Source organism: Methanoculleus receptaculi, assembly GCF_033472595.1.
Lineage (GTDB): Archaea > Halobacteriota > Methanomicrobia > Methanomicrobiales > Methanoculleaceae > Methanoculleus > Methanoculleus receptaculi.
In genome coordinates this window covers 1,146,291-1,171,899 of record NZ_CP137642.1, presented here as the reverse complement: position 1 = coordinate 1,171,899, position 25,609 = coordinate 1,146,291, and the positions used below count along the sequence as shown (strand labels likewise).

At 60.9% G+C, this 25,609-nt stretch carries 30 protein-coding genes; 16 read left to right on the top strand and 14 right to left on the bottom strand.

What is annotated here, in order from left to right; all coding sequences use genetic code 11:
* Positions 1 to 37 precede the first annotated feature (37 nt).
* The 3 genes from R6Y96_RS06030 (at position 38) to R6Y96_RS06020 (ending at position 1,730) form a co-directional block, all read left to right on the top strand.
* Positions 38 to 325: a thioredoxin family protein gene (locus tag R6Y96_RS06030; protein ID WP_318620324.1), complete on the top strand. Its 288-nt coding sequence runs from the start codon at positions 38 to 40 to the stop codon at positions 323 to 325.
* The gene (npdG, locus tag R6Y96_RS06025) at positions 322 to 972 is read left to right on the top strand and encodes an NADPH-dependent F420 reductase (protein WP_318620323.1); all 651 of its coding nucleotides are present in this window, start codon (positions 322 to 324) and stop codon (positions 970 to 972) included. Before R6Y96_RS06030 ends, npdG begins: the two co-directional genes overlap by 4 nt.
* A gap of 152 nt (positions 973 to 1,124) precedes the next feature.
* Complete coding sequence (locus R6Y96_RS06020; protein WP_318620322.1) at positions 1,125 to 1,730, top strand: aldolase; 606 nt, start codon at positions 1,125 to 1,127, stop codon at positions 1,728 to 1,730.
* On the opposite strand, the gene aglJ is transcribed toward R6Y96_RS06020, so the two are convergent.
* Complete coding sequence (gene aglJ / locus R6Y96_RS06015) at positions 1,701 to 2,627, bottom strand: S-layer glycoprotein N-glycosyltransferase AglJ (protein WP_318620320.1); 927 nt, start codon at positions 2,625 to 2,627, stop codon at positions 1,701 to 1,703. The genes R6Y96_RS06020 and aglJ overlap by 30 nt on opposite strands.
* 41 nt (positions 2,628 to 2,668) lie before the next feature.
* Between aglJ and R6Y96_RS06010 the strand changes: the two genes are divergently transcribed.
* The gene (locus tag R6Y96_RS06010) at positions 2,669 to 3,262 is read left to right on the top strand and encodes an endonuclease dU (RefSeq protein WP_318620319.1); all 594 of its coding nucleotides are present in this window, start codon (positions 2,669 to 2,671) and stop codon (positions 3,260 to 3,262) included.
* On the opposite strand, the gene R6Y96_RS06005 is transcribed toward R6Y96_RS06010, so the two are convergent.
* A complete protein-coding gene (locus R6Y96_RS06005) occupies positions 3,221 to 3,682 on the bottom strand; it encodes a universal stress protein (protein WP_318620317.1) in 462 nt (153 codons plus the stop codon). The genes R6Y96_RS06010 and R6Y96_RS06005 overlap by 42 nt on opposite strands.
* Before the next feature lie 49 nt (positions 3,683 to 3,731).
* Positions 3,732 to 4,052 carry a hypothetical protein gene (locus tag R6Y96_RS06000; RefSeq protein WP_318620316.1) on the bottom strand — a complete coding sequence of 107 codons (321 nt, stop codon included), beginning with the start codon at positions 4,050 to 4,052 and terminating at the stop codon, positions 3,732 to 3,734.
* A gap of 37 nt (positions 4,053 to 4,089) precedes the next feature.
* Here R6Y96_RS06000 and R6Y96_RS05995 point away from each other — a divergent pair, with 37 nt between their 5' ends.
* From R6Y96_RS05995 to R6Y96_RS05985, 3 genes are all read left to right on the top strand, one after another.
* A complete protein-coding gene (locus R6Y96_RS05995) occupies positions 4,090 to 4,452 on the top strand; it encodes a hypothetical protein (protein WP_318620314.1) in 363 nt (120 codons plus the stop codon).
* A 239-nt stretch (positions 4,453 to 4,691) separates the two neighbouring features.
* The gene (locus tag R6Y96_RS05990; RefSeq protein ID WP_318620313.1) at positions 4,692 to 5,624 is read left to right on the top strand and encodes a radical SAM protein; all 933 of its coding nucleotides are present in this window, start codon (positions 4,692 to 4,694) and stop codon (positions 5,622 to 5,624) included.
* Positions 5,625 to 5,680: 56 nt separating this feature from the next.
* Positions 5,681 to 6,424, top strand: coding sequence for a PP2C family protein-serine/threonine phosphatase (locus tag R6Y96_RS05985; RefSeq protein WP_318620312.1), 744 nt, complete (start codon positions 5,681 to 5,683; stop codon positions 6,422 to 6,424).
* On the opposite strand, the gene R6Y96_RS05980 is transcribed toward R6Y96_RS05985, so the two are convergent.
* Positions 6,384 to 6,911 carry a HEAT repeat domain-containing protein gene (locus tag R6Y96_RS05980; protein WP_318620310.1) on the bottom strand — a complete coding sequence of 176 codons (528 nt, stop codon included), beginning with the start codon at positions 6,909 to 6,911 and terminating at the stop codon, positions 6,384 to 6,386. The genes R6Y96_RS05985 and R6Y96_RS05980 overlap by 41 nt on opposite strands.
* Positions 6,912 to 7,447: 536 nt before the next feature.
* Here R6Y96_RS05980 and R6Y96_RS05975 point away from each other — a divergent pair.
* The 3 genes from R6Y96_RS05975 to R6Y96_RS05965 all read left to right on the top strand — a co-directional run bounded on the left by R6Y96_RS05975 (position 7,448) and on the right by R6Y96_RS05965 (position 9,002).
* The gene (locus tag R6Y96_RS05975; RefSeq protein ID WP_318620309.1) at positions 7,448 to 8,086 is read left to right on the top strand and encodes a DUF2150 family protein; all 639 of its coding nucleotides are present in this window, start codon (positions 7,448 to 7,450) and stop codon (positions 8,084 to 8,086) included.
* On the top strand, positions 8,083 to 8,535 hold the full coding sequence (locus tag R6Y96_RS05970; protein WP_318620308.1) for a DUF5814 domain-containing protein: 453 nt from the start codon (positions 8,083 to 8,085) through the stop codon (positions 8,533 to 8,535). Before R6Y96_RS05975 ends, R6Y96_RS05970 begins: the two co-directional genes overlap by 4 nt.
* A 137-nt stretch (positions 8,536 to 8,672) precedes the next feature.
* Positions 8,673 to 9,002, top strand: coding sequence for a DMT family transporter (locus R6Y96_RS05965; RefSeq protein ID WP_318620307.1), 330 nt, complete (start codon positions 8,673 to 8,675; stop codon positions 9,000 to 9,002).
* Between the two features lie 12 nt (positions 9,003 to 9,014).
* On the opposite strand, the gene R6Y96_RS05960 is transcribed toward R6Y96_RS05965, so the two are convergent.
* Complete coding sequence (locus R6Y96_RS05960; RefSeq protein ID WP_318620305.1) at positions 9,015 to 9,203, bottom strand: ADP-ribosylglycohydrolase family protein; 189 nt, start codon at positions 9,201 to 9,203, stop codon at positions 9,015 to 9,017.
* Positions 9,194 to 9,478, bottom strand: a complete 285-nt coding sequence (locus tag R6Y96_RS05955; RefSeq protein WP_318620304.1) for a hypothetical protein — start codon at positions 9,476 to 9,478, stop codon at positions 9,194 to 9,196. The genes R6Y96_RS05960 and R6Y96_RS05955 overlap by 10 nt, the downstream gene beginning before the upstream one ends.
* Positions 9,479 to 9,665: 187 nt before the next feature.
* Here R6Y96_RS05955 and bcp point away from each other — a divergent pair, with 187 nt between their 5' ends.
* Positions 9,666 to 10,154 carry a thioredoxin-dependent thiol peroxidase gene (bcp, locus tag R6Y96_RS05950; RefSeq protein WP_318620303.1) on the top strand — a complete coding sequence of 163 codons (489 nt, stop codon included), beginning with the start codon at positions 9,666 to 9,668 and terminating at the stop codon, positions 10,152 to 10,154.
* On the opposite strand, the gene R6Y96_RS05945 is transcribed toward bcp, so the two are convergent.
* Entirely contained in the window at positions 10,149 to 10,808 is a 660-nt protein-coding gene (locus R6Y96_RS05945; protein WP_318620302.1) for a hypothetical protein, read from the bottom strand. The genes bcp and R6Y96_RS05945 overlap by 6 nt on opposite strands.
* A 144-nt stretch (positions 10,809 to 10,952) precedes the next feature.
* Here R6Y96_RS05945 and R6Y96_RS05940 point away from each other — a divergent pair, with 144 nt between their 5' ends.
* The 3 genes from R6Y96_RS05940 to R6Y96_RS05930 all read left to right on the top strand — a co-directional run bounded on the left by R6Y96_RS05940 (position 10,953) and on the right by R6Y96_RS05930 (position 14,877).
* A complete protein-coding gene (locus tag R6Y96_RS05940; protein ID WP_318620301.1) occupies positions 10,953 to 12,914 on the top strand; it encodes a heavy metal translocating P-type ATPase in 1,962 nt (653 codons plus the stop codon).
* A gap of 284 nt (positions 12,915 to 13,198) precedes the next feature.
* Positions 13,199 to 14,020: a hypothetical protein gene (locus R6Y96_RS05935; protein ID WP_318620300.1), complete on the top strand. Its 822-nt coding sequence runs from the start codon at positions 13,199 to 13,201 to the stop codon at positions 14,018 to 14,020.
* Between the two features lie 533 nt (positions 14,021 to 14,553).
* Entirely contained in the window at positions 14,554 to 14,877 is a 324-nt protein-coding gene (locus tag R6Y96_RS05930) for a type II toxin-antitoxin system PemK/MazF family toxin (protein ID WP_318620299.1), read from the top strand.
* A gap of 80 nt (positions 14,878 to 14,957) precedes the next feature.
* Here R6Y96_RS05930 and tnpB read toward each other — a convergent pair whose 3' ends face one another.
* Positions 14,958 to 16,151, bottom strand: a complete 1,194-nt coding sequence (gene tnpB / locus R6Y96_RS05925) for an IS200/IS605 family element RNA-guided endonuclease TnpB (RefSeq protein WP_318620298.1) — start codon at positions 16,149 to 16,151, stop codon at positions 14,958 to 14,960.
* Between the two features lie 182 nt (positions 16,152 to 16,333).
* On the opposite strand from tnpB, the gene R6Y96_RS05920 reads away from it, so the two are divergent.
* Both R6Y96_RS05920 and R6Y96_RS05915 read left to right on the top strand, forming a co-directional pair.
* Positions 16,334 to 16,885, top strand: coding sequence for a nitroreductase family protein (locus R6Y96_RS05920; protein WP_318620297.1), 552 nt, complete (start codon positions 16,334 to 16,336; stop codon positions 16,883 to 16,885).
* A 178-nt stretch (positions 16,886 to 17,063) separates the two neighbouring features.
* Positions 17,064 to 18,005: a nucleoside recognition domain-containing protein gene (locus tag R6Y96_RS05915; RefSeq protein ID WP_318620296.1), complete on the top strand. Its 942-nt coding sequence runs from the start codon at positions 17,064 to 17,066 to the stop codon at positions 18,003 to 18,005.
* Positions 18,006 to 18,127: 122 nt separating this feature from the next.
* On the opposite strand, the gene purB is transcribed toward R6Y96_RS05915, so the two are convergent.
* The 6 genes from purB to R6Y96_RS05885 form a co-directional block, all read right to left on the bottom strand.
* Positions 18,128 to 19,468 carry an adenylosuccinate lyase gene (gene purB, locus R6Y96_RS05910; protein WP_318620295.1) on the bottom strand — a complete coding sequence of 447 codons (1,341 nt, stop codon included), beginning with the start codon at positions 19,466 to 19,468 and terminating at the stop codon, positions 18,128 to 18,130.
* Positions 19,469 to 19,650: 182 nt separating this feature from the next.
* On the bottom strand, positions 19,651 to 20,406 hold the full coding sequence (locus R6Y96_RS05905; RefSeq protein WP_318620293.1) for an ATP-binding protein: 756 nt from the start codon (positions 20,404 to 20,406) through the stop codon (positions 19,651 to 19,653).
* Positions 20,403 to 21,428 carry a uroporphyrinogen decarboxylase/cobalamine-independent methonine synthase family protein gene (locus R6Y96_RS05900; RefSeq protein WP_318620292.1) on the bottom strand — a complete coding sequence of 342 codons (1,026 nt, stop codon included), beginning with the start codon at positions 21,426 to 21,428 and terminating at the stop codon, positions 20,403 to 20,405. The genes R6Y96_RS05905 and R6Y96_RS05900 overlap by 4 nt, the downstream gene beginning before the upstream one ends.
* On the bottom strand, positions 21,425 to 23,362 hold the full coding sequence (locus R6Y96_RS05895; RefSeq protein WP_318620290.1) for an ASKHA domain-containing protein: 1,938 nt from the start codon (positions 23,360 to 23,362) through the stop codon (positions 21,425 to 21,427). Before R6Y96_RS05895 ends, R6Y96_RS05900 begins: the two co-directional genes overlap by 4 nt.
* The gene (gene acsC / locus R6Y96_RS05890; protein ID WP_318620288.1) at positions 23,350 to 24,684 is read right to left on the bottom strand and encodes an acetyl-CoA decarbonylase/synthase complex subunit gamma; all 1,335 of its coding nucleotides are present in this window, start codon (positions 24,682 to 24,684) and stop codon (positions 23,350 to 23,352) included. The genes R6Y96_RS05895 and acsC overlap by 13 nt, the downstream gene beginning before the upstream one ends.
* Before the next feature lie 6 nt (positions 24,685 to 24,690).
* Entirely contained in the window at positions 24,691 to 25,602 is a 912-nt protein-coding gene (locus tag R6Y96_RS05885; RefSeq protein ID WP_318620287.1) for an acetyl-CoA decarbonylase/synthase complex subunit delta, read from the bottom strand.
* Positions 25,603 to 25,609 lie beyond the last annotated feature (7 nt).

Below are 25,609 nucleotides of genomic sequence, written 5' to 3'. Positions count from 1 at the left end.
CCCGTTTTTACACAGTGTTTGAACGGGGTATATCTGTATGGGAAAACCGGTTTTAATGGATTTTTTCGCCGACTGGTGCGGTCCGTGCCACCAGCAGTCACCGATCATCGATGAGCTCAGGAGAAGGATGGGCGATCGGGTTGAGATCAGGAAGATCGATGTAGGTGTAGATTCTGAGGAGACGCAGCGGTATGCTGTGAAATACGATCTTCAGTTCGTACCCACGCTTGTCATCGAGAAGGACGGACAGGTCGTCCGGAAACTGGTGGGTGTCCAGGACCTGGCCACGCTTGAGAGCATCCTGAAACCGCTGGTGGAGAAGTGAAGATCGGGATCATCGGCGGAACCGGTGAGATCGGGGAGGGTATGGCGCTCCGCCTCTCGCCGAGGTATGACGTGATTGTCGGGTCGCGGGAGGAGGCTAAAGCGGTCATGACCTGCGAGACCTGCCGGGAGGCGCTTGGGGGGCAGGGCATCTCCTGCAGCCTGGTTGGCGCCTCCAACCAGGCTGCGGTTGACGAGGCCGATCTCGTTGTCCTGGCGATACCCTTCAAACACGTGGCACCAACCCTGAAGACGCTGGGGGGTTTTGAGGGCAAGATCGTTGTCAGCCCCGTCAACCCGATCGAGCGGGATACCTACTTTTACTACGCCCCACCGCCCGAGGGCTCGGCGGCGATGATGATAAGAGGTATGCTTCCCGCGACCGCGACCGTATGCGCAGCGTTCAACAACGTCGCTGCAAACAGGTGGAAGAAGATCGACGAGGAACTGGACTACTCGGTTGCTGTCTGCTGCGACGATCCGGTAGCCAAACAGACGGTGATGGAGATGGTCAACAACGTCTCACGCCTCCGCGCCTACGATGCGGGACCGCTTGCGGCAGCATCGCTGGTCGAGAGCGTAACACCCCTCCTCCTAAACATCGCCCGGTTCAACAGGATGCGGGATGTCGGCGTCAGGTTCATCTAATTCCTCTTTTCGTAACGATTGAAGAGCGGATCACCGGACTCGTGCGCCCGGTCTTCGCTATCTTCGATGCTTCCGGCGACACCCTGCCAGGTTCGCCCCTCATGAGAGTGCCTTCTCCCGCATCATCGAACACACCCCGCGCCTCAAGCGGCATGCAGATATTCCGGCGCGAACAGAACCATCCTGCAGCAACATCAATGGTGCCGGGAATGCTGGATCAGGAGTTCAAACGAATTGGAGATCGCCTCTTTAGGGAGGGGTTGGTCGGAGCAAATTTCGGGAATATGAGCGTTCGGACGGAGGGAGAGAACGGGTTCTGTATCACCAGGACCGGTGCCTGCCTCGATTCCGGAGATATGCCGGTCTTCGTGCCCTATGAGGGCGATGCCCCGCCGGAGGCCTCGAGCGAGTACCGCGTCCACCGGGCGGTTTATCGGGCGGCATCCCACCGTGCAATCGTCCACGCCCACCCGGTTCACGCTGTCGCCGCATCACTTGATCTCGACTTAATACGGCCAGTTGACAGTGAGGGGAGAATGCTCTGCCCGGAGATCCCGGTTGTTACCGGAGAGCCAGGAACCGATGAGATCGCAAGAAACGTCGCCGAAGCGCTCATCAGCGGGCATATCGTCATAGTCAGAGGGCACGGGACGTTTGCCGCCGGAAAAACCCTGGATGAGGCGTATATCTACACCTCAATCGCCGAGTATGCCTGCCGGATCCTCATCCTATCTTGGAGGCTTCGGAGGGTTGCGTAACTGCTCGATCTGGCGGATCGTCTCGCGTTGAAATCCAAGCAGCATATCGCTTATGACCCCGAACATGAACATCTGGAACCCCATCATGATCAGCAGGACGGTGAGGATTGTAAGCGGCAGGTGCTCGATGTTCTTGAACCACTCGAGAACCACGTAGATGCCGATGATCCCGCCTGTGATCGAGATGATGAGCCCGATGATCCCAAAATAAAAGATCGGGTTGTTCATCTTCGCAAGACGGTATATGGTTGAGAAGATCCTTAGACCGTCCTGGAGGGGGTTTAACTTGGTGACCGTCCCCGGTCTTGCAGAGTAGCGGACGGGAACAACCGCTACCCGCTGCCCGGTTCTCACCGCCTCGACCGCCATCTCCGTCTCGATCTCAAATCCGGTCTCTTTAAGGTTCATCTGCCGGATCGAGTGAAGGGTAAAAGCGCGATAGCCCGAGAGGATGTCGTGGAGATCCTTACCGTGGGCGATCCTGAAGACGTGGTTAAGGATCTGGTTGCCAAGAAGGTTTAACCTCGTAAAAGCCCCTTTCTCCGGGCAGGCCATGCGGTCTCCGATGACGTGGTCAAACCCTTTTCCGAGGGGCTCAAGCATCCTCTCCGCATCATCCGGGGAGTAGGTGCCGTCGCCGTCGAGCATCAGCACGCAGGGCTTGTCTATGATCTCCATAGCCTCCAGGATGGCGTTGCCCTTCCCTTTCCCTGTCTGAGTTCGCACTACCGCTCCCGCGGCGCGTGCTATCTCGGGCGTTCCGTCGGTGCTGTTTCCATCGATGACAAGGATGTGCTCATATCCGCGCTCCTTAAACCCCCTGACCAGGCCGCCGATCGTCGGGGCTTCGTTCAGCGTCGGGATGAGGACACAGACCTCGTCGCGCTCGATGCTCATAGAATGTACTATATCCCGGTCAGGAACAATAAGCACTTCGTATGCACATAGCCAAACCGGGGCTGCGCGCTCTGGGCGTCGCGGAGAGTTACTCCGGCCGCGAATACTCCACGCTTGCCGGTGTGGTCATGCGTAAGGATCTCCGGATCGACGGCGTGGGTTTTGCCAGGGTGACCGTCGGTGGCATGGATGCAACCGATGCGGTCATCCGGCTCTACAGCCGTCTTGGCCGCCGGGATATCAATTTCCTGATGATCGGCGGAAACGTCATCGCATGGTATAACATCATCGACCCTGCAGCGGTGCACGAGGCGACAGGTCTCCCGGTAATCATCGTCACATACGAGGAGTCGGAGGGGCTGGAGGAGGGTATCCGCCGCCACTTCCCTGGCGACGATGCAAGACTCGCCGCATACCGGAACCTCGGCGGGAGGATGCCGGTCCGGCTGCGGTCCGGCTACACCGTGTTCATCCGCTCCTGCGGTATCGCAGAGGATGATGCTGCGCGGCTCTGCAACGGTTTCACCTACGAAGGAAGGGTGCCCGAACCGATCCGTGTGGCTCGACTCATCGCGAGAGGGGTCGTCCGCTCCTCAGGAAGCCCCGGGCTCGCACCTGACAACCATGACCGTTGAGGTTGCGTGATCGACAACGTAGGAGCTGGTGCTCCCCAGGAATAGCCGACCGAGCTTGCCCTTGCCGTGCGACCCGACGACTATCAGACCAGCGCCGACCTTACGCGCAAGCGCGATGATCTCCGCACCCGGGTGTCCTAACTGTTTGTGGGTGGTTACCGGGACACCGGCGGCCGCCGCGGTCCTCTCCGCGCCGGCCAGGATCTCCTCGGCCTCTCGGTAGAGGGCATCAAGGAGGGCCTGCTGTGCGATATCGGGTGGAGGTAGATCGCTCAGGGCAAGCGCGGGGTATGCAGCGGTCTGGATGACGTGCACGACGTGCACCGGGATCTCCATCGCGCGGGCAACGGCAAGCCCCTGTTCAAGCGCCTTCTGGCCGATATCCGAGCCATCTACCGCCACGAGCATCGATCTGAACATAACACTCTCTTAGGAGTGTCCCTATAGAAAAAGCATGATCCTTGGGTCTTCAGGCTCGCACTGCATCTTTTGAGATCACCTTCCCGTCGCGTTTGTCGATGATCTCGACGCAGACCTCGGCACCCGGGTAGAGGGTCGCATCGGTGAGGTCTATATCTATCCTCTCACCAGGGTTCCAGTGTTCGGTGCGGCAGCCTTTGCCGCCGATGGTCTTCACCCCGTAATGATGCGACGGGATGAAAATGTGGCCGTTCAGAGTCTGGACTATACAGACCCTCTGGCCGTTGACGTAGAAGACCGCCTTAAGGCAATCGTTCTCGTATACCGTGCTGCCGTTGTTGAGGAGGGTCACCCTGCTCGCGTAGGTCATTTTGCCGGTAATCGCGCTGTGGTGCGAAACCCCTGTGATGATGATGGGTGGCTGCGCCGGTTCCGCCCACGACCAGGACGGTATCATCGCAAGCAACATCAGCAGGACAAGAACGGCAAGTATGATCGTGACGCCGACCAGGATGAGAACGCCGTGCGTCTCAGAAACACCGCTCTCGCTGGCTGAAGTCCGGCGAGAGGGGCCCGCCGCCCTCCGTGGCGGTCGGGTTCTATTAATCCATTCCGTAGATCCGGGCAAGGCTCTGGCAGCGTCTGCAGTTGTAGTGGTCCAGGTCTCTGCGCTTGCCGCACATCCTGTTTCACTCGGTGGCATCGGCACGCTCGTGCTGGATCTCCCAAAAGGTTTCTCCTTTCGATACGACAAAGACCTTCGGATATGATCTCAGTCTCATCCGTTCCTCACGGGGCGATTCACCATCGATACGGTGTCCGGGTGACACAGAGGAGAGAAGCGGCGGGTGGAGATCCTGTTTGGCGCCGGGAGGTGGGTGGTCAGCCGCTAAAGACGTCTCAATGCGGTGGTGGACTTCGGGGCATCAAACCATGAGCAGACTGGTTTGAGGGGGTTCAGACCATCAGCCGGTAAACTTACTTTCCGCCGGGCAACAAGATGAGTATCATGGCAGAAGCAGAGCAGTCACCCGGATACCTGCGCCTCCACCGCAGCGGCGAACTGGAGGAGCGGGCAGAGAGGGCGCATGAGGTGCTCCGCGACTGCGTTCTCTGCCCCCGTGAGTGCCATGTGAACCGCCTGGAGGGCGAGACCGGGTTCTGCCGGACGGGGCGCCTCCCGGTTGTTGCAAGTTACAACCCGCATTTTGGCGAAGAACCGCCGCTTGTCGGCCAGAGGGGGTCTGGAACGATCTTCTTTTCGGGTTGCAGCATGCGGTGTGATTATTGCCAGAACTTTGATATCAGTCAGGGAGGGGTCGGTTACGCCATCTCCTGCGACGATCTCGCCGGGATCATGCTCCGGTTGCAGGAGATGGGGTGCCACAACATCAACCTGGTCACGCCAACACACGTCGTCCCTCAGATCCTCCGGGCGGTCACCATAGCCGCCGGCCGTGGTCTGCGCATAACGCTGGTCTACAACAGCGGTGGATACGACTCTGTGGAGACGCTGCGCCTCCTTGAGGGTGTCATAGATATCTACATGCCGGATGCAAAATACGGGCGGGACGATGTGGCGCTGGCGCTCTCGCACGCGCCGAACTACACCGCCAGCATGAAGGCTGCATTAAAGGAGATGCACCGCCAGGTCGGCGACCTGGTGATCGAGGACGGTATCGCTCTCAGGGGCATGATAATCCGGCACCTTGTGCTCCCGGCGAACCTTGCAAACAGCGAGATCGTTATGGAGTTCATCGCCCTGGAGTTGTCGCGTGACTCCTATGTGAACATCATGGCCCAGTACCGCCCGGCAGGGAGAGTGCTGCAGGACAGGCTAAACCCTGAGTTTGCAGTGCTGCGGCGTCCGATCACCGCTGAGGAGTATGCCTATGCTCTCCGATCTGCGCGGGAGAACGGTCTTTATCGCGGGATCTTCTGAGAGGAGCCGCAAAAAGACTATCTGGTTGAACGGGAAGATTATACTCTCGATTAGAGGTGAAAGACGAGGGCTGGCTCCGGTATGCGGCGATGACCGATATCGGTATGCGGGAGCGGAACGAGGATGCCTGTTTCGCCGGCAGGGTGAGCGGCTACCATCTCTTTGCCATCGCAGACGGCCTCGGGGGGCACGCCTGCGGGGATGTCGCAAGCAGGATGGCGGTCGAGGTCCTGGAAGAGGTCGTCAGCGAAGAACTCTCTGCGTTTGATCCTGCGGAGGCGCTCAAACGTGCGTTCCGGCGGATAAATACCGCGATCTTTGCTTTCAACCGTGAACGTGGTCTGAACGCCGGGACGACGCTTTCGGTGGCGATTGTGGGAGATGCGGGCAGGTGCTGGATCGGCACTGTCGGCGACAGCAGGACGTATATCATAACATCATCCTCAGTCTGGCACACCCGGGATCATACCTACGTCCAGAGCCTCGTGGACGCAGGGATGATATCTCCGGCAGAGGCGTTCTATCACCCGGCAAAGAACATCCTGACCAGGGCGCTCGGCCTGGAAGCCCGTGTAGTGGTGGATCTCGACGAGAGGGAACTCTCTCCCGGGTCAGTCCTGCTGCTCAGTTCTGACGGGCTTCACGACTACGTCCCGGGGGATCTCATCCAGCAGATCGTGAGGGCAAACGATCCGGATACAGCGTGCCGGAAACTGATCGATGCTGCCAGGGAAGCCGCAAGCACCGATAACATAACGGTCATCGTCGCGAAACCCCTGCCTGGTGCCCGGCATCCCTGAGCGCCTCAACGATGGCCGCGCGGACAGCCTCCACGCTCTCGGTATCGAGGACCAGGCGCAGCGCCCTGATCGCCTCCCCGCCACCGATCTGACCGAGGGAGCGGGCGGCGCTCCGCCGCACAAACTCGTTCTCGTCACGCTGAAGGGCTGCAAGGCTGGCGACCGCCCGGGGGTCGCCGATCAGCCCGAGCCCTTTTGCCGCCATGTAGCGGACGTGGTCCCTGCCGTCCTGCAGGGCAAAGAGAAGAGGGTCATACGCTTCATGCCCGCCGATCAACCCGAGCGCCTCGGCCGCACGGTAACGCACCTTCCAGTCAGTGCTCTCCAGCAGAGCGATGCAGGCAGGCACGGCCGGTCTTCCGATAGCCACAAACCCGCGCATCGCCTCCTCTCGCACCCCCTTCTCCGGGTCTGAGAGCATCGAGATGAGTTTCTTTATCTGGCTATCCAGACGATCGCCTCCGGGTGAGACATTCTTCAGAGTCATGGTTCTCTCACATCCCTCGTGTATGAGGCCTTCCTCGATCATACGTTGCAGCGGCCGCATAATAAGTCCTCAGCCCCCCGGCTAGACGCTGGAGACGGGCCGTTATACCGGGGGGGTGCCTTATGCTCATCAGGTCAGATTCCCGATGAGATAGAGTATAAGAAAGACTGAAAGAAAAATTCCCGTTCCCAAGTATGACTCTCCCGAGGAGGCCATCGATCCAATGCCCTCACTGGTTTGATGGCAACTTTCAGCGACCACGCAAGATCCCTCCCCCACCCCCTCACTCTGCATAATTAGAATCTTCCACCTCATCCCCCACCCTCTCATAGAGACGATACCTCGAGCCTTGAGAGCAAATTGTATCTCCGGTAAAAACCAGATAAACTGGCAAGATGCGCCAGAGGCGCGCATAATACCGGAAAAGAGAGAAGAGTTTATGAGCCAGATCGTTGATGCGCCAGGGATTTGACGGCCGCTTGTTTCCTGCAGAGGGAACAAATGGTTTTTAAAAGAGGCGCTCCGAAGGTACTGGTATGGCAAAAAAATCGGCGAAGAAAACGGCTGCTAAAGAGGCAGAGCCGGTGAAACTCTTCTATATTTTTTACAACCAGGAACGCTGGGACAACTGGATCAGGAGGCTTGAGGATGCAAGTTTTGAACCCGCAGATGGCGAAGAGGTCTCGGAGGGCGAAAAACTCCTCTACAGTTTTGCCGAGGATCTCACACTCTCTGTCTTAAAGATCATCCGCCTCTACCAGAACGGCCGGTTAACAAAAGAGGAGGCCATAAATAAACTCGATGAGGTGGAGATGCTCGTCATGACCGGGCTGCCGGAGGGGAGACTCGAGGATCTCGTTGGATCGCTCCAGTTGAGCCTGATCGTGCTCTTCACAGCCTGCCGGAAGTATCTCGACGGTGGGTTTGATGGGGATATAAAGACGCTTGTGAAGAAAGGCAGGGTCATCGGTGATACGGACCTCGATGAGGCGCTTGAGATTGCGGCCAACATCGGGGCCGCAGTCATCGACGGCGCCACCTGCTGCGCGAAGTACATCAAGGACGACGCAGAGAACCTGAGCCTCTTCGATGACTGGCTGGTCGAGATCGAGACGATGAGCAACGCCATGAAATCGCTTGCAAAGTTCGACGAGGAGCCTGGAGAAGTGGTGTGATCGCAGATAAGGCCCGTTTTCGGGCGGCACGAAAACTTGAGCGGGCAGCGGGGTTCCGCCTGCCCGACCATGTCTTCTCGGGTGGTTTCCTTGAGGCGGTCGGACGCGGTGTAAACTTCGAGAACCTCGACCGGCGGATGCAGGAGAACCTGTTGGCAATCTTTCGCAACTTTATGGACTGCAAATGCAAGAACGCACCATACTGCGGCTGCCCGGAGCGCAAGTTCACCCTGACGATCATCGAACTCCGGGAGATGGGGCTTGACCACCGCCAGATCAGCGCCCACCTCCTTGAAGAATACGGGATCGATCTCTACCCTGCTGATATCCTGAGTTTCCTTGAAGACTCTGTCCACGTGCTCGAGGCGATACGGGACGTCGCAGAACTCCAGGGCCGGGAGAAGGTGGCGGAGAGCGCGATCGAGCACATAAAAAAGATCGAGCAGTGACTCTCCCGTCTCATCTGCGTCCCCGGAGACGGCCGCCGGGTCGAACGTGATCCTGACTCTTTTCTCCCGTGTAGCCGGCCTTGCACGCCCATGCGGGTAAGATATATCGCTGTTAGAACCAGATTATCCAGGACATCATGCAGAACGGAGTGTGGATAACCCTCTTCTTTGCCGGGATACTGGAGGCCGGATGGGCGATCGGGCTGAAGTACACCGAGGGTTTCACCAGAGTCTGGCCGTCGGCGGCAACCCTCGTCCTGATGGGGGGCAGCATCTACCTTCTATCGCGATCGCTCACCGGGCTTCCTCTGGGGACAGCCTACGCCGTCTGGACAGGTATCGGCGCGGTGGGAACGGTCATCGCGGGGCTGGTGCTCTTCGGCGAGTCGCGGAGCGCTCTCCGCCTCCTCTGCATCCTCCTGATCGTTGCCGGGATAGTGGGGCTGAAACTCTGTTCGGATGCGTGATGATCGGCGGTCTCACGGGGACTCCGCTGCGCCGGTCCCACTGCAGCGCAGGAGTTCATCGGCATAAAACTCTATGAGGCTGCGTTTTGCAAGAGAGGCCAGCCAGTCCACCGGTATCGCGGAGACGCCGTAGTATGCGCCGGCAATCTGGCCGTAGATGGCTCCCGTGGCATCTGCATCCTCCCCCAGGTTCACCGCCATGAGAGGGCCCTCCTCAAAGGTGCTGCCCGGGAGAACGCCCAGAGTGCTGCTTCAAGCGAGGCTGCAACGTAACCGCGCCCCCGGATTGCCGGGGGCTCCCTGTAGTAGAACGACCCCCCTGCGACCTCATCGATCTCAACGGCAAGCGGGTGCTCCTCCCAGTAGCCCGCCAGCGGTGAGTAGCGCACCGAGGGCGTCACCGACGGCCAGGCCGAGCAGGCAACCGCGGTACCGCTCGATCCTATCCATGATAAGAGTTCGTAGAATCCAGACAAAAGAGGGTTGCGGTCTCTGGCCGATCCGGATGAGAGCGCTCTCTCTGCCTGCCGCTGTTGCCTCAAGGAGGCTGCAGTTGACGAGAAGGAGGTCATTGAGGCTATAAAGCGGGAGATTCGATGACCCCGCCGTGTGTATAATATGTTCCGGGATATTCTTATATCCTCAAGGGTATCTCTCACTGCTATGGCAGAACTCTCACCCGGCATGGCGGCGCCCGACTTCACCCTCCCGGATGCTGACGACCAGCCCGTATCGCTCCAGGATATGCGGGGCGCCTATGTGGTGGTCTACTTCTACCCGAAGGACAACACATCGGCCTGCACCCTGGAAGCCAGGTCGTTCACAGAGGAGATGGAGGAGTTTGAACGCCTGAACGCCAGGGTTATAGGTATCAGCCCGGACCCGCCGCGGAGCCACAAACGGTTTGCCGAGAAGCACAACCTCTCCGTTCATCTCCTATCCAACCCCGACCACGACGTGATCGCGGCATACGGCGCCTGGGTCAGGAAGAAGCGTTGCGGCAGGGAGTATGAGGGTGTCGACCGGAGCACCTTCATCATCGATCCCGAGGGAAAGATCGCTGCAGTCTGGAGGAACGTGAAGGTGGATGGGCACGTTGACGAGGTGAAGGCAAAACTTGAGGAGCTGGCGGCATCGTCCGCCGCCTCATAACCCTTTCCTGCAGGCGAGTTCGCACGCCCGGCAGTGATCGATCCGCCCCCTCCCTGAGGCTTTGTCGGCGTTCATCCGCGCCATGCACCGCTCCCGGTCATACCGGCCGGAAGCGAAGGCATCCATCGGACAGGCGCTGATGCAGCAGCCCGGGCAGTCTCTGCAAGGGTCTTCGGCCCAGGGACGATCCGGTTCCGGGCAGTCCAGGTCGGCCCATACCGCCCGGAACCGCACCCTGGGGCCGTAACTGGGGACGATGACAAGGTTGTTCCTGCCCATCCGCCCGATTCCGGCGAGGCAGGCCGCGTCTTTGAGGTAGATCCCGCCATCCTCTATCTGGTAGGGGATGAGACGTGCGCTGGTGCCGTGGGTCTCCTGCAACCAGCGGACAACGTCCTTCCCGATCCCCGCCAGGATCCGATCCCCGGGCGTCCCCCGACCCGGTTCCCAGAGGTCGAGTTCGGGTTTTCCGGGGTCGTGGTAGAGGCCAATGACGATATAGGCCCCCCGTTCGTCCCGCGCTCCCCGCCATCCGTCCGCGGCCGCCGAGGGGCAGTCAAGGAGGTTTGCGGCCGGCAGAGCGCCGGCCGCGTCCGCCCCGTCTTCACGTGCCCTCCGGAGCGCCGATCTTATAATCTCCATCTCGTCTGCCATCCCTGGAGGGTTATGGTGCGGCCGGTGAAAAAACAGACCTTTTGGGGCACACCCTTCGAATCATACTTTACGGCTGTGATACAGAAGATAGGGTAACCATGCAGCGGTTCGGTGCGCGATGGGGTCATGGCGGAGGTGGCCTCGATGGCGCGTGAGGCGTCAGCGTCCTGCAGCATCTGCCGCGAGGGGGTCTGCGCGACCTGCGGCCCGGTTCTCGACCGCCGGGAGATCGCGGTCTTCATCGTCGCGGGTCTCCTCCTCCTCTTCGGGATACTTGCCGTCTATGCCACCACATGGACGCTTGCCGGAAACCTGCTGCTGCTCGCTGCAGCGGTCGTATCCGGCCGCGATCTCCTCAAGACGGCGGCGGTCTCTCTCATCCGGTTCCGGTTCAGCATCGCCGTGCTCGTCGCCATCGCCGCAGCGGGCGCGTTTTTGATAGGCAATCCTGCCGAAGGGGCGACCGTGCTCTACCTCTATGCCATCGCCGAGTTCCTGGAGGAGTACGCCGCGGGGAGGGCTGAACGCTCGATAGCCTCGCTCCTCCACCTGGCGCCACCGACGGCCAGGGTGAGGCGGGACGGTACCGAGGTGACGGTCGGCGTTGAGGAGGTTGGTGTTGGCGAGACCGTGATCGTGAGACCGGGGGATATCATCCCGCTCGATGGGGTCGTCGTTGCCGGGGGCTCCTCCGTCGACCAGGCGGCTATCACCGGCGAGAGCGTTCCGGTGGCGAAGGGCGCGGGGGACGATGTATACGCTGGAACGCAGTGCATCGAGGGCTACCTTGAGGTCAGGGTGACAAAACCGGTGAAGGAGAGCACCATAGCCCGTGTTGCGGCGCTGGTCGAGGAGGCGCAGGCCCACCCCTCCCCCACGGAAACGTTCATCGAGCGGTTCTCCCGCTACTACACGCCGGGTGTGATACTCGCCGCTGCGGTCCTGATGATCGTTCCTCCGGTTGCTTTCGGCGTGCCGTTCCTTGAGGCGATCTACAGGGCGCTCGTCCTGCTGGTCATCGCCTGCCCCTGCGCGCTTGCCATATCCACCCCGGTCTCGATGGTATCGGGGATCACGACCGCGGCGCATAACGGTGTGCTGATCAAGGGTCGTGACGCCCTGGAGGCTGTGGGGCGCGCAAGGGTGATGGTCTTTGACAAGACCGGGACGCTCACAACCGGGAGGCTTGAGGTGGAGGATGTTATAGGGTTTGGCGTCCCGGAGGGTGAGGTGCTTGCCATCGCCGCGTCGCTTGAATCCCGATCCGGCCACCCGATCGCGGAGGCGATCAGACGGCGTGCCGGGAGGGAGGGTATCGTTCTGGATGAGGTCGAGGAGTTCGTCTCGACCGCGGGGAGGGGTGTTCGGGGAAGGATCGGCGGCAGCGTCTACACGGTTGGAAACTCTGCACCATCCAGCGGTGAATGGCGATCGGTCTATGAACGGCTGGAGGCTGAGGGAAAGACCGTCGTTCTTGTCGGGACAATCTCAGGGGTTATCGGGCTTATAGCGCTCTCGGACGTCATCAAGGAGGAGGCAGAGGCAACGGTTGCCGCTCTCAGGGCGCGGGGGATCCGGACGGTGATGCTCACGGGGGATAACGAGCGCGTCGGCATGGCGGTGGCACGGCGCATCGGGATCGATGAGTGTTATGCGGGTCTCCTCCCCGAGGAGAAGGTGGCGATGGTCGAGCGGCTGATGGAGCGTTACGGCATCGTGGTCATGGTCGGCGACGGCGTGAACGACGCCCCCGCGCTTGCCCGGGCAAACGTCGGCGTGGCGATGGGGGCGATAGGCTCGGATGCTGCGATAGAGGCTGCGGATATCGTTGTGATGGAGGATGAGATCTCACGTGTTGCCTACCTTGTGGCGCTCTCGGAGAAGACGGTCTCTGTCGTCCGGCAGAACGTCACATCGGCGGTCGTCGTTAAACTCGGGATCGCCGCGCTCGCCGTACTCGGTCTGGTCTCACTCTGGATGGCGGTGGCGGTCGGGGATATGGGGCTCTCGCTTGCGGTCATAGCAAACGCTCTCCGGGTAGGCCGGCCGGGTGGTGCAGGCAGGCAGGCCTCCGGCGATTGGCCCGATGGCCGTGCCGGAAGATGAGATCTCGGGAAGCGGTTTCACAGAATCGTCAGAGAGAGAGGATAACCTCCAGGGCACCCTATCGATGGGGAACCGCCCGTGAGGGGCGGCACGCCCCCACGCCCCTGTCTCCTGCATGCCACCGGCAAACGCCCTTTATTTCGAGCACCCCAACCTCCCATTTACGTAGAGGTTGAAGAACCCATCTCGTCTTTCTGGCAACAGTCGGTTTATTGATCTAACCGGGGAGCTCAATGCGCTCAAATAGGGGATGGAGAAGAGTACCTGGCTGAGGTGATGTATCCATGAAGAAGAATGCTGCCACTCAAATCAGCATGCTGCTGATCGCTGTTGCCCTGCTGGCCCCTGCGGTGCAGGCCGCTCTGGTGGTCGATGCAGGTGATGACCTCAGCGTGCTTGCCGGGGAACCGGTAACCGTTCTCGCGGCCTGCAACGACACGGACGGCATCGATCTGCTGAACCTCTCTGCCTTCATCGACTGGGGGACAGTGAGAACGCCAGCAGAGATTCTGGCAGACGATGAGCAGAACGCAACCATCCAGGCAACCCACAGATACCCGGTTGCAGGCATCTACACGGTCACTGTGGCGGTTGAGAACAACGCTACCGGCAACGTGACCACCGATTCCCTGAACGTGACGGTGAACCCGCAGACAGCGGCGGTTGAGGTGGCTCCTGGTCTTCTGAACCAGAAGAGCAGGGGTTTCATGACCGTCTTTGTCAGCGTCTCCGAATGGCTCGGGTTTGCCGAAGCCGATGAGGCAAACGTGACGATAGCGGATCCCTCGATCTTTACAATCGGAAACGCAACCCCCGCGAAGGTCAACTACTGCATGAAGGATGGCGGCACGTTCATCCTGAAGTATCGGCGGGCGGACGTTGCTCCGCTGGCGGCTGAGGGCAACCTGACTGTTAACGGCAGTGCAGTGACAGAGGATGGGAATGTCACTGTCATCGGCAGAGGTGCCGTATCTCTCATCGAGCCCGGCAACGGGAAGGGGCCGTCTCCCGGCAACCCCGAGGGGCATCCCCTGGCAGAGAGGGTGAAGGAGAGGACGAAGAACGAGAACGCATTCCGTGACCGCGAACGGAGTTCCGGCACCTGATCAAAGGGAGAGGCCCCGTGTTTGTGGCGGCAGCGCCGCACCGGATGAGACCGTGGGTGGGGGAGGGTGCGTGGGCGAGATGCCCCTCCCCCCGCTCTCTCGCACGTCTTTTCAGAAACGCCTTTTCCTGCGGGGAGCGGGCAGTGCATGGCGATTGACCGGATGGCCGTGCCACGGGGTGCAGGAACGGGTTCTCGGTGAGGGTCTTTGCGTTGACGGCTAAGAGGTTGTCTGCTTCTTGGCAGTGCGTCTATGGGATATCTCCCCCCGGGGGGCGGGGCTGACGGGGAGGGGGGAGACGGAGACGCCCCTTCCCCCGGTCTCCCGCGTCTCACTGAAAAACCTCTCTTCGCTGGATCACCCCCGCCGCGATTGCCCATGGAAAGCCGTGCCATGGATGGAAACTGTATCTCGATTGGGCAGACGCCTCACCCGGAGACCCTCTTTTCCGCGTCCTGCATTCGCCGCCGTTCAATCGCCTGCCGGGATCGATTTATTGTTTCTGTCACGAGAGATTACTCGGGGATCTCGTTTTGGCACCGGTGCGCATAGGAGGCGACGGTGAGCGGAAGGTGCGCCCGGTGGTGGTCATAAGGGGTGGAGAGAGGGGGAGCCTGCTGGTCTGCCCGGTATCGAGCACCCCGTCCAGCGACGGCGTATCGATCCCGATCTCGCTTGAAGACTTTGCCAGTGGTGGACTTGACCTCTTTGCGGAGAGTTACGTCCTGGCCGCACATTCTGCAACCATCCAGCCAGCGGATGTCGCCGGTAAGAAAGGTTTGCTCCTGCCCTGCACGCTTGCTGCCATCCGGGAGGCCATGACACGTCTGCAGAGGCAGGCCGGGCACCCTCCATGAGTTGCAAATCAGCGGCAAAGTCCGCTCACACCCGCCAGACCGGGTGCAGGGTATAAATACCGCTGGCGGCTACCCGTGTATCATGCAGACAGGTGAACTACCACGCGCCTCTCGGGCGTGGCTTCCTGCTTCATCCTCCTCCCCACCGGGAGCGAGTCCACAGGCTCAACGGTGCGTCCCGCACCTGATACCCCGACAAGATTCTGTTCTTGCAGGGCGAACTTCTTGATATTGATCGCCGCATTGATATCGCGGTCGTGATGAGTATCACAGACCGGGCAGACCCATTCCCTCTCAGAGAGGGCAAGATCCCGCTCGAGATATCCACAATTATTACATATCTTTGAGGATGGATCGAACCGCCCGATCTTCAGGAGCGTCTTCCCATACTTTCGACATTTGTAATCCAGCATCGTAAAGAACGTGCTCCACGATACATCTCCAATCCCCTGTGCCAGACAATGGTTCTTCATCATCCCGCCAACATTCAACGACTCCACTGCAATAGCTTGGTTCTCGCTCACAACTCGAAAAGAGATTTTGTGCAGGAAATCGTTTCTTTGGTTGGCGACTTTTTCATGGCACCGGGCAAGTTTCCGGATCGCCTTCTCTTGGTTCTTTGACCCCTTCTTCTTCCGTGACACTCGCCTTTGCAACACTTTCAACCGCTGGAGGGAGGTCTTCAGGTATCGGGGGTTCTCAATCTTCTCTCCAGTGGAGAAGGTTGCGAAGTCGGTTAAGCCAACATCAATCCCGACCGTCGTGTCAGATGTGAACGGTACAGGTTTAGGCTCAGGTTCCTCGTCGTCGACAAGGATGCTGACAAACCATTTTCCCGTCGATGTTACAGACACCGTGGCATACTTCATCTTCCCAGTGAAGATTCGGTGGAAGACGGTCTTAACCTCACCGATCTTAGGGAATTTGATCGTCCTCTGGTCAAAATTCACATGGTAATGTTGTGGTACCTGAAAAGACCGTACAGGGTTCTTCTTTGACTTGAACCGGGGGAATTCCTTCTTCTCCCTGAAGAACCGGGTGAAAGCGTTGTCGAGGTTCTTGTTTGCACTCTGGAGCGACTGCGAGTTGACTTCCTTGAGCCACGGATATTCTTCCTTGAGGGCAGGAAGACGATTGTTCAAGTCGAAGCAAGAGAGTTTTTGGCCATCTTGCTCGTATGCTTTGATCTTCTGTTCCAGAGAATGGTTGTACACAAACCGACAGGCATGGATGTGCTTCATGAGGAGCGTGATTTGCTCTCTTGAAGGATACATCCGATACTTTTAGGCTTGGAGCACAGAAGCAATATTAAGCGTTATAATAGGATGTAGTTTTCTGTAATCTCCGGATCTATATCAGAAGGGCGGCTCCGCTTTCATCCCCGCGCCTCTCGACCGGGGTCTTCCTGCTCCGCCCCCTTCACCCCCTGCAAGATAAAGAGTTCACAGTCATCTCCGTGATCCGGGATCGCCGGAGTATTCGCAACTACACCGAGAGGGACGTTCCGGATGATCTGTTGCAGACTATCATCGCTGCGGGTATTGAGGCCCCCACCGCCATGGGGCTTCAGCCCTGGCGGTTTGTGGTGGTAAAAGACCGCGACCTGTTGCGGCGCGTCTCAGATTACTGCAGACCGATCCTGGCAGAGATGGTCGCCAGGGAGGGTGGCCCCGGGTCTGAGGAGTTCCTGGCAGCGCTCAGGAGCCCGGGGTTCAGCCTCTTTTACAACGCCCCGGTGCTGGTTCTTGTCCTCGGTTCAAGGGAGGCGCAGTCAGGTGTCATAGACTGCGCCCTCTGTGCGGAGAACATGATGCTTGCCGCCTGGGCGCTCGGAATTGGGAGTTGCTGGATCGGTTCTGCGGCCATAGTTGAGAAGAACCCCGCCCTCCTTGCAGAGTTGAAGGTTCCGGACGGCTACCGCATAGTGGCGCCGCTGGTCTTTGGCTACCCCGCCGGCCTCCCGCCGAAACCGGCGCGGCGCGAGCCTCTGATAACCTGGATCCGCTGATGCCCGTGTCGTCTTGAAGCCGCGTCTGAATAGACACTGGCAGGCAGCTGCTCTCAGCACCGCCCACCTTTTATTGGGTTGCGGCGGAGCCACCCCCTCACGCCGGGATAAACTATACCGGTTCAGATCACCGATACGGTTACGGCCGTTTGACAACCTATAACGTCTGGACAGGGTGATGAAGGTCGTGCCGCTGATCTCCTACGCGGTGAGGGCCGTTCTGCTCGTGACCCTTGGGATCGCCATAGCGAACATCCTCGCGGAGACCGGGATCTTTTCCCGACTCTCCTCGCTCACAGCCCCTTTCTGCAGACTATCCGGCCTCTCTGAAGCATCTGTCCTCTCGATCATCGCGATGGCGGTCAACGCAACTGCGGGAAAATCGATGCTCGCCGGGTATTACCAGAATGGAGATGTGAGAGAAGAGGAGGTGATCCCGGCCCTCATCATGGGCGCATTTCCGGTGGTCCTGGGCGAGTCGCTCTTTCGCGTCCACCTGCCGGTCGCGCTGGTTCTCCTTGGCCCCGTGGTCGGCGGGATCTATACCGGGTTGAACCTCTTTTCAAGCGGTATCCAGGGGTTATTTGCTCTCCTCTACAGCCGCCGGTTTCTTGCGGATGGGCAGCCGCAGGTCGCGGCTCCCGCTGCACCAGAGACTCCTGTTGCACTCAACCGCCAGGTCGTGATCTCGGGGTGCAGGAAGGCGGTCCCGACGCTCCGGCGGGTTGTCCCGGTCACCCTGGCCGCTCTGATAGTCTTCGCCCTCCTCTCGGAGACCGGGATCATCGACCTGATCGCAGCAGCCTTTGACCCCCTCCTCCGGCTCGTCGGTCTCCCTGGCGAGAGCGCCGCGGCGCTCGTGGCTCACTCAGCCCATTTCTCGGCAGGCTACGCGATCGTTGCATCACTGATCGAGACCGGCGCACTCACGCTCGAGACGGCGCTCATCACGCTCATCCTGGGGAGCATGGCGGTCATCACCATGATATACATCAAGTACTCGGTGCCGCTCTACCTCTCGCTGTTTGGCAGCCTCGGCGTCAGGGTTTCGCTGGTCACTTACGTGGCGAGCATGGCCGCAAAGGTGGCAACGCTTCTGCTGGTGATGGTTGCGGCCTGAGCAGGAGAGGAAGTGGTATCATCGCCGCCTTACCGCGGGTGAGAGATGGTCATCTTCTGCGGTTCTCCACAGACCTGACGCGGGACGCCGTGGCGCACCCCCCCGCCCAAACGGCCGCGCACTCACGAGCAGAGCGGCCGGAGTTTCTCGATCAACCGGTCCACCTGCCGTACCGCCGTCCCGGTATAGGCATTCGGGTCGAGGAGAGCGTCCAGTTCACCGGGGCTGATGAACCTCGTCACCTCCGGCCGACCGGCCAGCACCTGGCCAAGGTCGCGGTCACGGGCAAGAGCCTCCATGCTCGCCGTCCTCATAACCTCATGAGCCTCCTGCCGGTTCATGCCGCGTTTTGTCAGTTCGATCATCACCGACTCGGCAAGGTTCACGCCGCGGAGCAGCATCAGGTTCCTCCTGATCCTCTCATGGTCGATCTCGAGCCCTTTCAGCACCTCGATCATCACTTTAAGTATGTGGTCGGTCAGCACCGACGCCTCGGGGAAGATCACCCGTTCGGGAGCGGAGTTCGTCAGGTCGCGTTCGTCCCAGAGGACGTTGTTTAACAGCGCCGGTTCGACCGCGGATCGAACGATCCGGGCAAGCCCGCAGACCTGCTCGCTCCTGATAGGGTTTCGCTTGTGCGGCATCGTGCTTGAGCCCACCTGCCTCTTCCCGAACGGCTCCGCGAGTTCACCGATCTCGGAGCGCTGCATCAGCCGGATCTCAAGCCCGATCTTGTCAAGCGTTGTCGCGACGTTTGCAAGGAGCATGAAGTACTCCGCGTAGCGATCGCGCGAGACAACCTGGTTCGAGACGTCCACCGATCCGATCCCCAGGATCTCCATCATAGTCTCCTGGATCTCTATACCGGCATCACCCAGCGCCGCCTGCGTCCCCACCGCTCCCGTGAGCTGCCCGACGACAACCCGGGGGCGCATCTGGCGGAGCCGCTCGATGTGACGCCCCACCTCGGCAGCCCAGATCGCAAACCGGAGACCGTATGTCGTCGGGACACCGATCTGGCCGTGGGTGCGTCCGGCGCAGACAAGGGTCTTCGTCTCCTCGCTCCGGTCAAGGAGGACCGAGAGGAGCCGCTGAAGTTTCTCCTCGATCAGTGATAGGCTCTCGCGGATCTGGAGCGCGGTTGCAGTATCCAGGATATCGTTTGAGGTCGCTCCGTAGTGGATCCAGCGGCCGGCATCACCGCAGACCTCGGCAATCGTCTTGACGATCGCCATCATATCGTGGTTGATCTCGGCCTCGATCTCCTTTGCCCGCTCCGGCCGCGCCCGCCCCGCGCAGGCCGCGATCGTCTCTGCATCCGCGGGCGGGATCATCCCGTGCGCCGCCTCGGCACGGGCCAGCGCCACCTCGACCGTGACGATCGCCCGAAAACGGTTCTCCTCGCTCCAGACGGCACGCATCTCCGGCGTGCCGTAGCGGTAATCGATGGGATGGATTGCCATGGTTGGTACCTGTTTCGCCTGCCGTGTTAAAAAGGGGTCGCGGCGAGAGAAGATCCGCAGGAAAAAACATGCATCCTAAAGACCCATCAGGTCCCGGCAGCAGCGTAAACGGTGCTGAGCATCTTCACTTGCGGGGTGCCGCACGGCGCAGAGACCCGGGAGGGGATCCGTTCTTCTCTCCATTACCCACGCCGCCTGGCACAGGTCTCGACCACCCGCGCGGCAAGGTCACGAACCGCCACCCGCGCCGGACTCTCGTCAGGTATCTCCGCGATCGGCGTTCCCGCAAGGTCTGCCTCATCGACAGCCGGGTCCTCCGGGATCCGGGCGATAAGCGGGAGATCGCTCTCGATAACAGCATCCCCGTGGTCACGGTTGACGACCAGGAATATCTTCTCGGGCTCAAGACCGAGCGACTCCGCAAGGTCGCGGATGCGGCCGGCGGTCCGGATCCCGCGGGCTCCAGGATCGCTTGCTATCAGCAGGATATCCGGTCTCCTGATGGTCCCTCGGGATATGTGCTCCATACCCGCCTCGGAGTCCACGATGACGTACCGGTAGTCGCGTTCGAGCGTTTCGATGCACTCCTTTAAGAGCGCGTTTGGGAAACAGTAGCATCCCGACCCCTCAGGCCGTCCCATGGCAAGAAGGTCGTAGCCCTCCGCCTCCGCCAGCGCCCGGCGGAACCGGTACCTGATGTAGCCCGTCCTGTCCATGCCGGGCGGGATGGAGCGGGTGAAGGCCTCCTCGCGCATGCTCCCCAGCGTCTCATTGAGCGTGATGCCGAGAGCCTCGTGAAGGTTCGCGTTTGGATCGGCATCCACGGCAAGGATCGGACGTTCGCCTGCCCTGACCAGGGCATCAACCAGGAGCGCCGAGATCGTGGTCTTCCCTGTCCCGCCTTTCCCGGATATGACAACGGTGCACGGCCGGGTCATGCCCCCTCACCCCGCAGGCGGCGTGAGAGCGAGGCGGCCGCCTCCATGATCGCGACAGCCTCACGCTCGCCGGCGGTCCGGATCCCGCAGGTCGGTGTGATCATCGACTGCCGGTCAAAGAGGTCGGGATCGATGATCCCGGCTGCACGGGCGCGGATCGCCTGGAACCTCGAGAAGAACGAGTCCTGACTCTCCGCGGCGAAGACGGTGTAATCGGCCGGGACGATCCCCCAGGCAACAACCCCGCCATCCTCCATGTATGCCGCAACCTCATCGAGGTAGAGCAGAAACTCGCGTGCATACGTCCAGGCATCGATCGAGACCAGGGCCGGCCGGAGACCCAGGACAAAACTCCAGTCGGTGTTCGCGCAGCAGTGGATCCCGAGCCCTCCATCCAGGATAGAGGCGATATCCTGGAACGCAGACGCTGCGACCCCCGCATCCACCGGCACGACCGCTGACCCGAGCGAGGCAAGGTAGGGCTCGCTCAGGACCACCAGCGTCTCACGCGCCATCATCCGCTCGCGCATCGCGATCTCACACCACCGCGCCCGCAGACCCAGAAGTTTTCCAAGCAGGTCGGCGTACTCCGGGTCGTAGAGGATGGGCCGGCGCGCCTCATCCACAACCTGCATCCCGAACGTGACCGGACCCGTCACCTGACACTTGACTATCAGTGCGTCCGAGAGGTCGCGGGTCATCATCGCATGAAACCCCGAACCGTAGTCCCTGCCGACCGCGTAGGGCTCTGCGTTCCCCTCAAGGTAGTCGAGCAGGATCCGCTCCATCGCCTCAGAGGGATCGATGCTCCGGTCGAGAACGAGTCTGCCGTCCCTGATCACGCCGCCGGGGAGGTGCTCGGAGTCTGCAAAGACTATCCCCTCCAGGAGCCCCCGGTTCGGCAGGGTGGGCACATAGGGGATACGGGGAAAGATTTCAAGCACTGCCCGGCAGGCCTCCTCCGGGTCACGGTGGGGCAGCCCCCCGACACCCGTTGCATTGAGTTCTGGGGAGGGTATCATCCCTGCCGTGAGCCCACCCCCTGCCCCAGCCTGCACGCCTCAAGCATCTGCTGCACGCGCGGGAATAGCGAAAGGTCGGTGTGCGGCAGGAAACAGCTCGATGTGTAGCGGTCCATGAAGGAGGGGTCGGCATTCAGTTCGATGTATGTGATCTTCCTTGCAAGGCCGTCGAGTTCCTTACGCCGTTTGCGGTTGACCAGGGCGATGTTTGCACCCGTGATCGCACCGTTCCCGATATTCTCCACACGCTCGAGGGGCACATCAGGGATCAACCCGATCGTGATGGCGTTCTCCTTGTTGATGTAGTTCCCGAACGCCCCCGAGAGGCAGACCCTCTCGATATCGCGAGCCGTCAGCCCCGCCGCATCGAGCAGCGTCATGCAGGCGCCGTGGATCGCGGCCTTGCTCATGATGAGGTTCTTGATGTCGTTCTCGGTTATGACGATATCCTTCCCTATCTGTGTCTCCTCCTTCCAGGCCACAACAAACTCCGGGGCATACCTTCCTTTCCGGATCCGGGGGTGATCAATCTCAAGGTTGATTCCGCCTGTTCGGTCGATGACACAGGCACGGAGCAGTTCCGCAACCAGATCGACGAGGCCCGAACCGCAGATGCCCCGGGGGGCTGCTATGCTGTTGATGGTCGTGTAGGTTGGTGTGAGCGTAGCGGGATCGATCTGGATGCTCTCGATCGCGCCGGGGTTTGCGCGCATACCAAACAGCACCTCTCCACCCTCGAGGGCGGGGCCGGCAGCACCCGAGCAGGAGAGCATCCAGTCACGGTTGCCGAGCACGGCCTCGAAGTTAGTGCCTATATCTATCAGGAGGGTGACCTCCTCGCGTTCCGTCATCCCGGTGGCCAGGATATCGGCGATTACATCGCCGCCGATGAAGTTCGAGACCGCGGGGAAGGTGTAGATGCCGGTGTTCTCATGTGTCGCGATGCCGACCCGGCGGGCGGCCGTCGAGAGCATCCGCTGCACGACCGGTATGTAGGGCTCGGCGATCATGTAGCCGGGGTCGATCCCGAGAAAGAGGTGTGTCATCACGGTGTTTCCGGCAACCATCACCTCAAAGACCTCTTCAAGATCTATCCCGGCGGCATCTGCGGCGCTCTTCAGCGCCTCATTTATGCTCTCCGCTGCGAGGTGCTGCAGCCGTGCAAGACCGCCCTTCCTGGAGAAGTTCACCCTTGAGAGGATATCCTCGCCGCAGGAGATCTGCCGGTTGTAGTTGGACGCCGTGGAGAGGATCTGGCCATCGACCAGGCTCCAGAGGTAGACCACGACCGTCGTCGTTCCGAGGTCGACCGCCGCGCCGTATACCCGGCCGGTGGTGTCGCCCTTGTCCACACTGCTCAGTCGATACCCGCCGGGCACGAGCGCGACCGTGGCGGTCACGTGCCAGTCACTCCGCCGGAGCACCTGCGGGAGGTAGCGGAGGACACCAAGCGGCGCGTAGACACGGTTTGGAGGCGGTCCGCCCACCGCTTCAACCCCTTCCAGCAGCCTGGTGAGGTCAGGGGTGGTGTCATCGAGCGACGGCGGACTGAGGTAGACCTCATACTTCCTGACGGCAGGGTTGAGCGGGATCTCCTCCCTGCCAGGGATCTCCACCAGGATCTTCTGCTCCTGGATGAGCGATCCTTCCGGGACATCCACCAGGACGTCACCGAGAACGGTCGCCTGGCAGGCAAGGCAGGCACCCCGCGCGATCTCTGGGTCGGAGAAGAATTTGCGGAATTTTTCGCGTTCAAACGAGACATTCCCGCTCTTTATGAAGACCAGACACTTTCCGCACTTACCCTGCCCGCCGCAGACCACGTTCATCGCAAGACCGGCCGCGCGTGCCGCATCAAGAAGGCTCGTCCCCTCGGGAACGGTCACCTTCCGGTAGCCGGGGAGGAACGTCACCGTCGGCATCAGGTCTTCCACTCCTTCTCAAGGTATTCAGGGAGATCGGCTGCATCGCGGGGTCCGACCATCACCCTCCAGCCGGTTGCATCCTCGATCTTCCCGGTGAGCGGAGCGGCGTAACCGGGGATTATGAGGAGACGGTGGTCAACCAGGTCGGCGACGCCGAACTTCTTGAGAGCATCGGCCACTATCGTCTCCGTCAGTTTCCCGCCGGCGACCGATGTTAGAACCGAGAGCCCTTCCGTATCCACGATCAGGAGGTGGCAGGGCATCCGGGAAGCCTCGAGGTAGCCAAGGATCGTGAAGTAGGTGAGCGAGAAGTTCACCGTGAGGAGGACGGGCGCCTCCCGTCCGGGATCGTTGACCGGGTAGACCCCGGGTGCCACCTGGATGGGGTGCTGCGGGTCGGTGTAGGTGTTCTGACGCAGGGTGAGCGCCGCCTCCCTCGATGCGCGGGATAGCCGCGGGGTGACGATGACCCCCGCATACTTGAGGATGCCCGCAGCGACTGCTGCATCGGTATCCTTGAATGTTCCTGCGTCCAGGTAGATGGGGTAGCCGAGCGCGGGTTCCGTCCGCTCGATGGCGCTCCTCCGGATCGCGGTCGCGGTGGCGATATAACCCTGGAGCGACCCCTGTGCGGGGTCGAGCAGCAGGTCGGCGACCCCCGCGCCGGCGCAGTTTCCGGCAAGCGCGGCGAGGTCGGCCAGCGTCCCAGCCCGGACGACAAGAGGGGAGCCATACTGTTTAGCAAGCGCGGCCAGCGGCTCCCAGTTATCGGCGGTCGCCGCGTGGATCAGCGGCCGGTACTGTCCTGCTACCGCAAGGGCCGCCTCAAAACCTGGAAGGTCGTCAGATATCAGCACGAGCGGAAGACCGGTTCCGCCGCCGGCAAGGTACACGGTCTCTGCGAACCGATCGGCGTCCCCGCTCTCGTTTCTCACCGCCACACCGTTGAGGACGAGGTCCTGACCCACACGTTCGACGACCGCCTCCCTCACCTCCGCCACCACGGATCGAACCTCATCATCCGGCCAGGTGTCGGAGACCTCCACCATGATCCCGGGCGGGTGGTAGAAGGTCTTCTCGTGCCGGAACATGACAAACTCCTCGCCGACCGTGACCGATCGCTCGCCTGCGCCGATCGTGACCGCCCTCACCGGCGGTCTGGTCACTCCTCCAAGAAGCGCCTTCGCCCCAGGGTCTATGTCGGGGCAGGCCTCTATATCCGCCTTTCCGACGGCAAGTTTCATGGCGAAGGCCAGACAGGTCGGGTAACCGCACTTCTTGCAGTTCGTCTTCGGCAGGTGCTTATAGATATCAAGCGCTTTCATCGCCATCGGTTTTCAGGCCTCCAGCACCTTTTTGAGCCTTTCCACCGTCAGCGGATGGCGGACAGAGACGATCGAAGCCCCGGCGACAAAGGCGGAGTATGCGGTGTAGAATTCCCATGCAACCGCCATGGCATCCTGCTCCTCCGGTACGGCCTCCCGCACCTCCCGGATGGTGAGGGTGTCGGTGGGAGCGCTGATCATGGGCATCGCCAGGTCGCCGTCGCCGGCGAGCGCGGCAAGACGTATCCGCTCCATCACCGAGTAGGAGTACTCAAACCCGTAGCCGAGCGCCCCTGTGTAGGGGTCGATCACGATCCGGTCCTCCGGCACGCCCGTCTCCCGGAGAAGGATGTTTAGCTGTTTTGCCAGGTTGACATCGATGGGCGACTGTGCGATCACCAGATGCCCGTATGCCAGCGCCGCCGCGGCAACGCTCCGGTATCTGTCGGCCTCCGCTGTCCCGAGGAGGAGACGCTCGCCCTCACCCGCCTCACCGCAGCGGCGGAAGACCTCGCTGTCAACCTGAGGGTCGTTGCTGCCCTCGATTATCAGGGGTCTGGTCGTTGCCGCAAGCACGCGTTCTGTTGTCGAGGCGATCTCGGCAAACGCATCAAACCCTCGTTTTTTTGCGCTGGTGAAGTTCAACCGCACAAGGTCTGCACCGTATCTGCGCTCCGCTGCCTCTGCCCAATCCTCGGGGTTGTTTGCAAGGTCGCCCACGTAGTTGCGGACGACCGGCGGCCAGATCGCCGGATCGTCGCAGATCTCTAGTGCCACAAGGCGTCGGCCAGGGTCGTTGCCGCAGAACGGCAGACCCTGTTCGCCGCCTATAACGTAGGATACCTCCCGGGTTCCGCCCTCAGCGCGTGTTGCGCCGAGGCGCACCTCCCGGATGGCTGGTTTATCAGAACTGTTTTCACTCACAGATAAC